Here is a 12,424-nt window from a genome sequence, read left to right on the forward strand (position 1 = left end):
CAACGCGTACACAACCTCACCGTCGCCGACACCCACACCTACTACGTCGTCACAGGAACCAGCTCCGCCCTGGTACACAACTCAGGACCCTGTCCGGAAGTAAATCTTGGCGGCATCGACGACTGGATGCACGACGACATCTCGGGTGTTGTGAAAAGCTTTGATGAGACGGGAGGCCCGCCTGCCGGAGTTCTACAGGGTGGCTCGCCGGACGCCCCCGGGGTGTATCGAGGCCATAACATACCCGGACGCGGCCAGGACAAGCCTCAGGGCTATTGGCGCGAGTCGGACATCTTCCCCACCGCTCCGGGGGCAACGCGCACCGGTCAGGGGAGGTTGGTTTTCGGGCGTCAAGGTGAGGTGTGGTACACACCGCACTACAAGCCTGGGTCGTGGATCAAAATCAGGGAGAGCTGCAATTGTGATCGGAAGTCTTGGTAGTTGGCAAAGGTTGGAGAACGCGCCGAAGGATTCCACGGACCCGTGGGTCGTCGGTGCTCGGCGCAGGCTGCGCAGGTGGGACGATGGGACGGATGTCCTGGCTGCGCTGGAGGACAGGCCGTACCTGGTCGACGAATCCACGGCGCAGACCATGGTCGGGAGATTCATCGCGGCCGGCTTCATCCGGTTGGAGGTGGATGTCCCCGAAGGGGGTTCGGAACTCGACCTGCTGCAGGCGTTGGCCCGAACGTACGATTTCCCGGACTACTTCGGGGAGAATTGGCCCGCCTATACCGACTGCTATTCCGATTTCGTCGTGGCGGGCGAGGAACCGGTGGTCACCGTCGTGCGCGGGCTCGATGGGATGCACCGTCGCGATCTCCGGCAATTCATGCGGTGTGTCATGGAGTTGGAGACCACTGCGGAGTTCATTTCCGTTTTCAAGCCGGTGGTCCCGCGGCGCGTCGTGAACCTGTACGTAGGTGAGTGGTAGCTGCCGATGGTTGCGTACCGTTGCCCCGACTCGGGACCTGACCTGTTGGTATCCGCCCCGCCGGAGCGATTCTGCGGGTCTGGGCTCCGCGCAGGTGTCAGTGATGGTTGGTTGTCGGTCGCGGTGGTGTGTGGGCAGCCTCACGGGCAGCGGGTGACTCGTGGCACAGACGCGCGTGATGGTCGGCGGGGGCTGGTGGTTGTCGCGGCGTTGACCGCGGCGGAAGCTCTGGCGGGCGGGGGATTTCCTCGATCGCGGACAACCGCTCGGCCCCGTATCGCCGAGCCGGAACCGGGGTGGTCAGAGCCGATCGGTGTGTGGGCACAGCTTTCGTTGTCGGTAACCTCCGGCGGCAGTGGATCCGACCGCGCTCCAGAACGGTTCCGAGTCGCGGAGGTGGCCGCCGAGTGTGTGCCACGCCAAATCCGGATGCTCGACGCGCAGGACGGCCAGGCCCGCCGAGGCCAGGCCGCACCGCTGATATCCCGGGAGGGTGTGAGGTTGTTCCACCCAGCCGAGGCCACAGCGGCGGCAGATCAGATAGTCGACGGCGAACACCCACTCGCCGTGGAGGTTCGCCGCACGTTGACGCCAACCGGCCCGTTCGCCGGAGATCGTGTCCTGCCACGGCGTGTCCAACTGTGGAACGACTGCCCAGCCGCCTCTCCGACCCCAACGCCCCCCGCTGATCTGCCGCAGGAACGCCTGCCACTGATCCCGCCCTGCCACACGCCCCACTTCGTGTGCACGCCGGACGAGTTCTCTCGCCTCGGCCTCGTCATCCCCCGGCGCCATACGCATCAGCCTTCCCATACTCGTCGCGGCGAAAGCACGCGGAGACGATTGCACGGACCCGTGTCCGCAGGGATCGTCCGCCATGGCCTGCACGCCCGTGTCGAGTTCGTCCTGTCGCCCGGTGGCAGGGCGCCGCGTTCCCGGCCCGCCTGCGGGCCGTACCGCACGTGGGTGGCTCATCGCGGGTCTCCCGGTCGGGCGGGACGTGCCTCGGCCTCGATGGCACGGCGCCGTGTACCGTCCGCGGCGGCATACTCCGCGTGGAGCTCCTCCGGGGTAACCACGCCGTTTACAACACGAACCTCGTCTGCGGCTGCACTCGCCACCGCCCGAGCAACGGCCTCGTCGGGTGCAGCGTGGCCCGAACGCCATCGATCGTGTCCGGGCCTCACCACCACTTCACCGTCCACCACCGCCCGCAGCATCCGGCCGTCACCGCCGCACCCCGCAGGCCCGATAATCTCCCGTTCCCGCTGCGTCCCCTGGTGGGGCCGGTCGAGCGGCGAGCTTGAGACGGGAACTCGTCACCTGACTCCGGGCCTTTCGCCGGATTATCCCCGCCTCCGCGGGGCCGACCACGTCGCCGTGGCCGTTCAGGGGATCCACGAAGGAGCATCCCCGCGTTCGCGGGGCCGACTCGTCGCCGGCCTGGTCATGGCCTCGATATCCGTCCGCCCGGCCCGGTGTTCTCGAGTCGAGGCCACCGGGCGCAGACGTGGCATGGCGGCGAAACACGTCTCACCGTCGTTGACGTCGGTGCCGCCGATCACGACGACGCGCCGGCGCCGACAGCGGGAGTTGTCGGGATGCGCACCCGTTGTGCCTGCGGCCTCGACGGGCTCGCCGGGCGGGGACCGGCGTCGCGGACGGGCACGGTTCCCGGCCCGGGGCTGTTCGGCGTGAGCGTCGGCACGGGGCCGCAGGGTGAACGGGACGATGGGTCCCGGCATCCGGCGGTGGATCAGCGCCGGTGCGAGGCGCTGATGTCATGGAGATGGATCACGATGTCGTAGGTGGAGCGCAGCCGGGTGTTCTCGTACGCGTCGACGGGCCAGGAGGCGCCGATGTTCCGGATGGGGTGGGGGGCGGTGAGCCAGTTGCGGGCGGTACCGGGGGCCGCGGTGCGCGTGTCGAGGTACCAATCGTGTCCGGACACCTTCTCCAGGGTGTTCTCCCCGCTGCCCTCGCCGATGGGGCCGATGTCGACGCGGCGCCAGGTCGTGCCGGAAGCGGTGGGGTCGATGGCGTTGAAGGATCCTCGGCCGAAGGTGAACCCGGCGTTGACGTAGCGTGTTCCGAGCCGTTCGCGCAGGAATTGCCCCTGCGTCTTCGGCTGGCTCTCGGGTACCGCGCTCTCGCCGGCGACGTGGGAATTGTGGGCGGAGAGGAACACCTTGGTTCCGGTGTGCCGCTGCCACCAGGCGGTGTTGTCGGCCATGACCTGGTCGCGGTATGTCAACGCGGCGGCGGCGTCGTTGGCGATGTCGAACCCGAACAGGGTGGCGTTCTGGGCGATGGCTCGGGCGTGTTGGAGCATGAGGTCGTGTTCCTTGGCGGGGATGCCCGCGGGACGGTACTCCAAGAGGGACAGAACGCGCCGGGTGTCCTCGCGCATGCGTGTGCGGTCGGCGAGGGGCAGGGCCAGGCGCGCGTTGAAGGTTTCCTCCATGGAGGCCGTGGGTCGGGACTCGCGGTACAGCCGTCGGACTTCGGACAGCAGGTCGGGACGTGTGCGGGCGACGTAGGACGTGACGGTGTCGAACAGGGCGGGCCCGACGAACTCGGGGCCGTCCCCGGCGACGCGGACGGGGCTCTGGGGGTGGCGCAGGTTCCAGGCTCGTATCCACCGGAACAGGTCCCGGGTCTCGGTGGTGTTCCACAGGCCGCCGCCGGCCTGGAACTCCTCGTCCATGATCGTGTCCAGGTCACCCTTGCCGTGGCGGACCCACTCGTCCAGGCGCACCCCGGCGCTCCACTGGATCTCCAGGGCGAGGCTCCGGAAGCCTTGGCGCTCCACCAGGTGCCGGAAGAGGCGGTGTTTGACGGTGTAGAACTCGCTCGACCCGTGCGTCGCCTCGCCCACGCCGACCACGTCCGCGCCGCGGATCATCTTGTCGAACGCCCGCAGATCCGCGTCGGAGCCGCCCGGGACGGTGCTGCCCAGCGGGTGCGCGGTACGCGCCAAGGCGCGCGCGGGATCCTCCTGCGACGAGGAGGAGTCGGCGGACACCGCCGAAGAAGCCGGCGCGGCCTGAGCGGGCGTCCCCGAGACGGCTGCCGCCAGGCACAGCAACGGCAGGACCGGAAGCAGGATTCGGCTCAGCCGCCCCGACCTCGGCCCACAACGGCGAGTGGCCACCGGGATGTCGGCGTTCTCGGGCGATCGCAAAAGGTGTGATCCCATGACTCAGACGCTAGGCAACCAACCACGCTCGGCGCCTCGTTCGCGAGGCCCAGGACTCCAGTACCACTCGATGCGACACCCCCAGTACCCACACCATCCGGAAACCCGCAGGCAACGACGGCCACCGAGGACAGGCCACCCGGCGCCGCGCTCCCCGCAACGTGATTTCAAAGTGACACCCGATCCAATCCAGGAACATCCCCGCGTTCGCGGGGCCGATCGGATCCAGTCGATCACGCCGTCGATCGCCTTGGGACCATCTCCGTTCGCCGGTGTAGGCACCATCCCCGCCTGCGCGGGGCCGATCTCATGCAGGCCGAAAGCGGCAAGACCCGCCGCGACGCGTTCCTGGAGGTGACCGACATCGCCGTCACCTCCCGCTACTACGCCCAGCACGCCACGAGGCTCCTCAAGCCCAAGCGCCGCCGCGGCGCGATCCCCCTGCTCACCCACACCACCGAACTACGCCATCCCAAGGCGTCGTCACCGTCACCTCCCCCTGGAACTACCCGCTCAGCATGGCCGCCGGCGACGCCATCCCGGCACTGATGGTCGGCAACACCGTGGTCCAGAAGCCCGACACCCAGACCGCACTCACCGCGCTGTGGGCGCTCGACCTGATGCACGAGGCCGGCCTGCTCACCGACGTGTGGCAGATGGTCGGCGGCAGCCCCGGCTCCATCGGCGGCGCGCTCATGGACAACGCCGACTACATGATGTTCACCGGCTCCACCGCGAGCGGACGCCGGATCGCCGGCGACGCCGGTGCACGCCTGATCGGCGCGTCCCTCGAACTCGGCGGCAAGAACGCCATGATCGTCCTCGACCACGCCGACATCGACAAGGCGGCCGAGGGCGCCGTCACCGGGTGCTTCCCCTCGGCCGGCCAACTCTGCGTCTCCATCGAGCGCCTGTACGTGGCCGAGTCCGTCCGCGACCGGTTCGTCGCCGCGTTCGTCGCCCGCACCGAGAAACCGAGGATCGGCGCCTCGTACGACTACGGCATCGACGTCGGCAGCCTCACCACCGCGTCCCAACCGACCACCGTCACCGCGCACATCGACGACGCCGTCGCCAAAGGAGCGACCGTCGGCAGCCAACGGGCCTTGCGGCCGAAGCCGTTGAACTTCTCCTCGACGTTGGACAGGCCGGTCATCCGATACCCGGCGCACGGCCACGATCCGTCGGCGCTCGGTGCCGCGAACGCTGCGACAGGCGCGTGGCACGGCAACGCGAGGGGCTTGCCGGAGGCCGGCACCCGGGTGAGCAGCGCCCCCGAGACCGGATCGACCGCGAGCTCTTCCATCGGTCCGTGCCCGCCGGGGTAGAACACCACGTCGAACGCGTCCGGGTCGACATCGCCCGCGACCGGGGGTCGTCCAGTTCGATCCTGATCGCGTCCAGGTAGCGGGCGACCTCGCGCAACCTGGCCGGCCAACCGGCGGTCCAGGACATGCTGAGCCGGTCCAGAGTCGGCGCCTTTCCCCCGGGGGTGGCGATCGTGGTCTCCCACCCCGCCCCGGTGGAGATCTTGTGCGGTATCGCCAACTCTTCGCACTGGAAGCCCAAGGGGTGCACTTCCCCGTTCCGCAGCGTCCAACGATCCGCAGGCCGGCGGCCACCCCGACGAGCGCGAGTCCGGTGACCGCGGCGACGCGATCGGCGAGTTCGCCGCGCCGCCGCCGGTACGCCGATCGAGCTGCGGACACCACAAAGAGGACCTTGGTCATGTCGTTCGCCCACACGTTCGGAACAGGGCCGATGCCCGCATCCGCGCGGCCCCGGCACCGCTGCCTGCGACCGTCATCTGCCGATGTGTGCCTGTGGGCGATCGGTCACGATCCGGCGTGATTCCGGCCCCGTGACCCGGGCCGCGAGGCCGCGGCGGAGGCGGTCCGGGCGGTGGGCAGCCAGGCGCGGTACCGGCGCAATGCCCGCCGCTGCAGGCGTTGCTCGCAGAGCAGGGCGCGCACCGGGTGGGTCCCGCGTCCACGGCCTGGCCTTCCTGCACCTCGACGGCAAACTCGACGCGTCCACCCCGGACCTCGTCGCCGACCACGTCCGCACCACCGTCCACGCACTGTTCACCGCCATCCCGGCCACGCCCCGGACGCCGGCGACGCCGCTCAAGCCGGCAACGGCCTAGCTGGCCCGGCAACCGAAACGGCTCGGACTCTGCGCCATCACGCGAACCTCCCGAGGGCAGCACGACGATCGACCTGCGCGCGGGGGTCGTACTGCAGGTCGGTACCGGCCGGGCGGGCCGATGACGAGCCCGTGCGAAGGACCCCGCGAGGGGCGCGTCCCCCTCGGAGACCGGCCGGCCCCGGATATAGGCCGCGCCGCCCACGCATCGGCAAGGACTCGGTCCGCGCCGACACCGACGGAACCCGGGTACTCACGGCCGACGCCGAACAACGCACCGGCACGGCCTGCCCGAGTCCCGGGCCCCGCCGGGGTCGACCTCGACCGGTTCGGCTGGGCGGCCGTACCACTCGCGCCGCCGTCAGCGGTCCACACCGCCCAGGACCGGATCGGTGCTGGCCAGCGCCGCGACGACATCGGCGACCAGGCCGCCTTCGACCATCGCCGCCACCGCTTGCAGGTTGGCGAACGACGGGTCCCGCAGGTGGACGCGGTACGGCCGGGATCCGCCCGTCGAGACCAGGTGGCAGCCGAGTTCACCGCGCGGCGACTCCACGGCGGTGTACGACTGGCCCACCGGCACCGAGAAGCCTTCGGTGACCAGCCGGAAGTGGTGGATCAGCGACTCCATCGACGTGCCCATTATCGTGGCGACGTGCTCCGGCGAATTGCCGAGCCCGTCGGGTCCCAGCGAGAGTTGCGCGGGCCACGCGATCTTCTTGTCCGCGACCATCACCGGGCCCGGCCGCAGCCGGTCGAGACACTGCTCGACGATCCGCAGCGACTGCCGCATCTCCGCGACCCGCACCCGGTAGCGGTCGTAGGCGTCGCAGCCGTCGCGGGTCGGCACGTCGAACTCGTAGTCCTCGTACCCGCTGTACGGCTGCGTCTTGCGCAGGTCGTGCGGCAGCCCGGTGGCCCGCAGGATCGGCCCGGTGACGCCGAGCGCCACGCAACCCGTGATGTCCAGGTACGCCACGCCGACGGTCCGAGACCGGAAGACCCCGTTGTCGTCGAGGAGTTGCTCGTAGTCGCCCAGCCGTTCGGGGAGGATCCGCAGGAGTTCGCGGACCTGTGCCTCGGCCCCGCGGGGCAGGTCCTGCACGAGACCGCCGGGCCGGACGTACCCGTGGTTCATCCGCATCCCGGTGACCGCTTCGAACACGTCGAGGATCAGCTCGCGGTCGCGGAAGCCGTACGTCATGACGGTCAGCGCACCCAGCTCCATGCCACCGGTCGCGATGGCGACCAGATGCGAGGAGATCCGGTTGAGCTCCATGAGCATCACCCGGATGACCCGGGCACGTTCGGGGACCTGGTCGGTGATGCCGAGCAGACGTTCGACACCGAGACAGTAGACGACCTCGTTGAACACCGGCATCAGGTAGTCGGCACGCGTCACGAACATGACCGACTGGGTCCAGTTGCGGTACTCGCAGTTCTTCTCGATCCCGGTGTGCAGGTACCCGATACCCAGACGCGCCTGCACGACCCGCTCGGCGTCGAGTTCGAGGACGAGCCGCAGAACTCCGTGCGTCGACGGATGTTGCGGCCCCAGATTGACGACGATGCGCTCCTCCGGCGCGGCGCCGAGCTCGACGACCGCGTCGGCCAGATCCTGCCCGGCGTCGACATACACCTCGCGCACGGGTGCCGCGTCGTCGGCTTCATCCTTGTTACCGTGCGCCATGTCCGGCTCCCGGATCCGATGTCGGATGTTCGCCCCCACCGCTTTCCTGTCCGCGCACGCGAAAGACGAGTCGAACTCGCTCACCGGACAGCGGCGGCCCCGCGACAACCGCGCCCCCGTGCGAAGGCACCCTCGGCTCGCCGCTACCCCCTCCTCACCGACGCAATCGCAGCCAAAGCCTCCCGGGCGAATCCCCGACGATCACACCGCACGGAAGTCCCCCTGGTTCGAATCGACCAGCCGGGGAGGCGATCAGTGCCGATCACGGACGGGCTCGGGGCCCTCCGGCTTCAGTGGCAAACGGTCGAGGAGCAGTGACATCGGACATCGGACATCGGCGTCGGCCGACGGCGCGCCGATGCCGCCGACCCCGGACTCGAACAGGCGAACGAACTACCGGAGGCCGCCCCTGCTCGATTCTCAGCTCGCGTTCGAGCGGGCCGACCGCGCCGCCAAGGCCGCCGCGGCACCCGGCCGGGACACCGGGCGCGGGGCCGGTTGTCGGCGTTCACGTGTCGGGTTTCGGTACGCGAGGGTGCCCGGCCACCACATTTGGCCGGGCGCCCTCGCGTTTTCAGTGCTCGGTCTTCATGCGTTCGAGGGCGGCCTCGAAGACCCGTGGGCCTCTCGTCGGCGAACGCGGCCGACAGATGCACCAGGACTTCGCTGCGGGGATGCGTCCGCGGTCGAACCGATCGGCGAGAGCGACGGCCCGCCGGTCGACGTCGCGTTGGAGGGCCGAGGGGAGTGCCGTGGACGGTGTGGGCGCGGGCGGCTGTGTTCCCTCGATGACGCCGGCGAGTGATTGGGCGAAGGCGGCCGGGGCGTCCTCGCCGATGGTCAGGTCGCCCGGGAGCAGCGCGAGGGATTCGCGGAGTCGGCCGGCGGTGACCTTGTCGGCGCCGACGGCTTGGGCGACGAGTTCGTACACGCCGATCGCGACGGTGAGGCCGTGTCGGTTGCGGAAGGGCAGGAGTTCCGTACATGGCCTTCGGGGCCTTGTGGCCACGGGCGTTGAGGATTTCGCCGAGTTCCCAGCCGGCGCGGGAGCTTGTGAAACGGAAAACCCACCCGATTCGAACCTCACCCCGAACCCTCCCCCACAGCACGGTCGTTGCCCGTGAACGACCACGACACACCATCATCCCCACCACGACCACCCGCCATGAACGGGGCCACGAGCCCAGGGGGAAGGCGGCGCAACACCCCGGCGGCGCGGCGGCGGACGCATACCGCCGGCCCGGGCCGGGGCGCGCACGGATCGACCAGGGGTGCACCGGAGGCGGGTCGTCGGTGGGGATCGAGAGCGACTGCTCACCGAACTCGGTGTGTGGTGAACTGCGGTGCCGGTCAGGGGTGTTCGTGTTCGGTGGGTGTTGGGTGGGATCCGTGGTGTTCGACACGGGGCCGGGAACAGGCGGCAGGCCGCATCCGTCGCGAAGGCGCGACCGTCTGCCCTGCGGCGCGCTCATCCGGGGAAGTTCCCGGCGTCGTCGGCCGGTGGCCCCGGAACGGGGGTGTCGCGTACGAATCGGGCTCGGGGCGAGGGCCTCGTGGTGGCGTGGTCGAGCTCGGGGGCCGTGCGGGGGTGGTCGTCCGGTGCCCGTAGCCTCCCCGAAGGCGTGCGGATCGGCAGGCGGCGAACCCGGCGGTCGATGCGCGGAGACACGGCCAACGGCTACCTCGTCAACCTGCCCGGGACCTGACCGATATGGGTGCCTGCCGATCCGACGGTCCGTCGGCGTGCGCGGCTGGGTCCTCGGATCGTGCGCCGTCGCCGTGTGGCTCCGTGCCCGCGCCCCGAACGAATCCCGGGCCCTCGCCCACCCGCCGACGACGGTTCACCGCCCGCGAGGCCCGGCTCCCCACCCGCCGACCCCGGTGACGACGAGTTGGCTGATGAAGCCGGGCGCGGCAGGCAGGCCGGGCGGGGCGATGCGCTGGGCGGTCACAAGGCGGCTCACTTCCGGTGCGTGGTGGCGAGGGCCACGGTGAGGCTGTCGGTGAGGGCGGTGCCGTCGTGCTCTGCGCTTGCCCAGGCGATATGGCCGTCGGGGCGGACGAGGACGGCGCGGACGTCGGTGAACTCGGCCGGTGGCTGGTACGCGGTGGCGGTGTGGACGTGCAGTCCTCGGCGCGCGTACCCGGCGAGGCGGCCGCTGTCGGTGAGGTCCAGCAGGAGGTGGCGGTCGACGCGCAGCAGCGCGAACAGGCCGGTGTCGCCGAGGGTGAGGTCGGGGGCACGGGTGCCGGTCAGCGGGTGGTCGCCGGGGTTGGTGGGCGGGTAGGTGACGGCGAGGGAACTGACCTGGGAGGCCAGGTGGTCGTTGAGGTCGGGCAGGGTAGTGATCAGCCGGGCGAGCAGGCCGCGCAGGTCGAGTCCTTCGGGGGTGAAGGCGGTCATCAGGGCCACCTGGGCGCGGCTGGTGGCGGTGAGGTCGGCGCCGACGGGGTGGCGTTCGGCGTGGTAGGTGTCCAACAGGCCCGCAGGCGCCCAGCCGTCGAGGGTGGCGGCGAGCTTCCAGGCGAGGTTGGCGGCGTCCTGGATGCCGACGTTCATGCCGACGCCGCCGGCGGGGAAGTGCTGGTGGGCGGCGTCTCCGGCGAGGAAGACGCGGCCCTTGCGGTACTGGTCGGCGAGGCGGGTGGCGTTGCCGTAGCGGGAGAGCCAAGCCGGGTCGCGCAGGCCGAAGTCGGTGCCGGCTATGGCGACCACGTTTTCGCGCAGTTCGTCCAGGGTGAGGTTGCCGGGCCGGGTGGTGGTGAGGTCGCGAGGGGTGATGCCGACCAAGCGGTGGATGCCGCCGGGCATGGGGGCGGCCATGAGGGCACCCGCAGGGCCGAAGTAGCTGTAGCCGGGGGCGGGCGGGTTGTCCAGGACCACGTCGCCGAGCCAGCCGAGCACGGTGGAGGGGGTGCCGGGGTAGTCGATGCCGGCCGCGGTGCGCACGGTGCTGCGGGCGCCGTCGCAGCCGACCAGGTAGGCCGCCTGGAGGGTGGAGGGCCCGTGCGGTCCGGCGATGTGCACGGCGATGTGGTCGGGGTGCTCGGTGAGGCCGGTGACCTCGTGTCCGCGCAGGATGTGCGCGCCCAGGTCGAGGGCCTGGCCCTCCAGCAGTGCCTCGGTGCGCTCCTGGGGCAGGGCGAGGGTGTGGGGGAAGGGGCTGGGCAGGCGACGGAAGTCCAGGCGGGAGTCGAGGGCGCCGAAGTGGCCTCCGGGCAGCGGTATGCCCTCGCTCACGAAGGGCTGATGCGCGCCGCGGGAGGCAAAGGTCTCGATGGTGCGGGGGTGCACGGTCAGGGCGCGGGAGCGGGAGTCGCGTTCGGAGCGGGGCTCGATCACGGCGACGGTGATGCCCGCGCGGCGCAGTTCGCCGGCGAGCCACAGGCCCACGGGTCCGGCACCTGCGACGACAACCTGATAGTTCATGATCTTTTTCTTTCTCGACACAGACTCTTGGTCGGTGACCAATACTTGGCATGGAGTAAACTAGGTCAGTGACCAAGAAGCAAGCCGGAGAAGACGCCGCTGGCCGGCTCACCTGCGCCGCCGTGATCGATGCCGCCCTCCGGGTGCTGGACGAGCGCGGCCTGGACGGGCTCTCCACCCGGGCGGTCGCCGACCGCCTCGGGGTGCGGATGAACACCGTGCTGTGGCACGTGAAAACCAAGGCGCGGATGCTGGAGCTGATGGCCGACGCCGTCCTCGCCGGTATCCGCTACGACGACCTGCCCGACGCCCCTGTGGCACGCGCCCGTGAACTGGTCGGCCGTTACCGGCACGCGTTGCTCGCCCATCGCGACGGCGCCGCCCTGGTCACCGGCACCTATACGGCCGAACCGAACACGCTGCGCTTCGCCGACCGCCTCATCGACGCGTTCCTGGAAGCCGGTGCCGATGAGCGGCAGGCGGCGTGGACGGCGTGGACGGTCAACTACTTCACCCTCGGCCTGGCCCAGGAGGAGCAGGCCGAGGGCGCGGAGGACGACGCGAGGCTCGCCTGGGCCGTCGAACGCGGCGCACACCCGGCGCTGCTGCGCGTCCTGCCCCATCTCCGGCAGAACTTCGACGAGCGCTTCGCCTTCGGCTTGGAGGCGGTTCTGTCCCGCATCCCCGATTGACAGCGCGTCCGCCCGGGGCGTCCGGACGTCGCACCGGCAACGGGCCGCGCACCCTGCGCCCGGCACACCCGGCCCTGCCCGACTTGTCGACGGAGCGCACCCTCTCGCGGACAAGAAGGATTCGTTGCTCTCGGGCGAACCGCCCCCACCGGGAGCCGGGTTGGTGCATCCGTGGACGGGCGCCCCTCGCGGGATCCACACTTTTCGCCTCGTGGCGTGCCGTGCGGACTGCCCGCGCGACGGACGCGAGGGAATGGCTCCGGCCGCGTCGCCGCGGCCGGAGCCATTCCCTGTCGTGCCGCCCGCACATATGGGTGTCTTATACACAACTCCG

General features: G+C 70.3%; 9 protein-coding genes and 2 pseudogenes. 4 read left to right on the plus strand and 7 right to left on the minus strand.

The window, feature by feature from the left end:
- Nucleotides 1-421 precede the first annotated feature (421 nt).
- Nucleotides 422-934: a barstar family protein gene (locus ACFXMF_RS43140; protein WP_379988994.1), complete on the plus strand. Its 513-nt coding sequence runs from the start codon at nt 422-424 to the stop codon at nt 932-934.
- Nucleotides 935-1,234: 300 nt separating this feature from the next.
- Here ACFXMF_RS43140 and ACFXMF_RS43145 read toward each other — a convergent pair whose 3' ends face one another.
- Nucleotides 1,235-1,663 carry a hypothetical protein gene (locus tag ACFXMF_RS43145; RefSeq protein ID WP_360322365.1) on the minus strand — a complete coding sequence of 143 codons (429 nt, stop codon included), beginning with the start codon at nt 1,661-1,663 and terminating at the stop codon, nt 1,235-1,237.
- A gap of 1,027 nt (nt 1,664-2,690) precedes the next feature.
- Nucleotides 2,691-4,133, minus strand: coding sequence for an erythromycin esterase family protein (locus ACFXMF_RS43150; RefSeq protein ID WP_379988991.1), 1,443 nt, complete (start codon nt 4,131-4,133; stop codon nt 2,691-2,693).
- A 303-nt stretch (nt 4,134-4,436) separates the two neighbouring features.
- Between ACFXMF_RS43150 and ACFXMF_RS43155 the strand changes: the two are divergent.
- A pseudogene (locus tag ACFXMF_RS43155) lies at nt 4,437-5,248 on the plus strand (aldehyde dehydrogenase family protein); the annotation flags it as partial.
- Here ACFXMF_RS43155 and ACFXMF_RS43160 read toward each other — a convergent pair.
- A pseudogene (locus ACFXMF_RS43160) lies at nt 5,227-5,726 on the minus strand (DJ-1/PfpI family protein); the annotation flags it as partial. The pseudogenes ACFXMF_RS43155 and ACFXMF_RS43160 overlap by 22 nt on opposite strands.
- A gap of 337 nt (nt 5,727-6,063) precedes the next feature.
- Between ACFXMF_RS43160 and ACFXMF_RS43165 the strand changes: the two are divergent.
- Nucleotides 6,064-6,279 (plus strand): hypothetical protein, encoded by a 216-nt coding sequence (locus ACFXMF_RS43165; protein ID WP_379988989.1) that lies wholly within the window; start codon nt 6,064-6,066, stop codon nt 6,277-6,279.
- 360 nt (nt 6,280-6,639) lie between these two features.
- Here the strand turns inward: ACFXMF_RS43165 and ACFXMF_RS43170 are convergent, their stop codons facing one another.
- From ACFXMF_RS43170 to ACFXMF_RS43185, 4 genes are all read right to left on the minus strand, one after another.
- Nucleotides 6,640-7,968: an NADH-quinone oxidoreductase subunit D gene (locus tag ACFXMF_RS43170; RefSeq protein WP_360322370.1), complete on the minus strand. Its 1,329-nt coding sequence runs from the start codon at nt 7,966-7,968 to the stop codon at nt 6,640-6,642.
- 574 nt (nt 7,969-8,542) lie between these two features.
- Nucleotides 8,543-8,977: a hypothetical protein gene (locus tag ACFXMF_RS43175; protein WP_379992698.1), complete on the minus strand. Its 435-nt coding sequence runs from the start codon at nt 8,975-8,977 to the stop codon at nt 8,543-8,545.
- Nucleotides 8,978-9,809: 832 nt separating this feature from the next.
- The gene (locus tag ACFXMF_RS43180; RefSeq protein ID WP_360322376.1) at nt 9,810-9,932 is read right to left on the minus strand and encodes a hypothetical protein; all 123 of its coding nucleotides are present in this window, start codon (nt 9,930-9,932) and stop codon (nt 9,810-9,812) included.
- Nucleotides 9,929-11,398, minus strand: a complete 1,470-nt coding sequence (locus tag ACFXMF_RS43185) for an FAD-dependent monooxygenase (protein WP_379992697.1) — start codon at nt 11,396-11,398, stop codon at nt 9,929-9,931. The genes ACFXMF_RS43180 and ACFXMF_RS43185 overlap by 4 nt, the downstream gene beginning before the upstream one ends.
- Before the next feature lie 68 nt (nt 11,399-11,466).
- On the opposite strand from ACFXMF_RS43185, the gene ACFXMF_RS43190 reads away from it, so the two are divergent.
- Nucleotides 11,467-12,090, plus strand: coding sequence for a TetR/AcrR family transcriptional regulator C-terminal domain-containing protein (locus tag ACFXMF_RS43190; protein WP_360322379.1), 624 nt, complete (start codon nt 11,467-11,469; stop codon nt 12,088-12,090).
- The last annotated feature ends 334 nt before the right edge of the window (nt 12,091-12,424 follow it).

The sequence above is a fragment of the Embleya sp. NPDC059213 genome (assembly GCF_042754445.1).
In the GTDB taxonomy this organism is placed as follows: Bacteria; Actinomycetota; Actinomycetes; order Streptomycetales; family Streptomycetaceae; genus Embleya.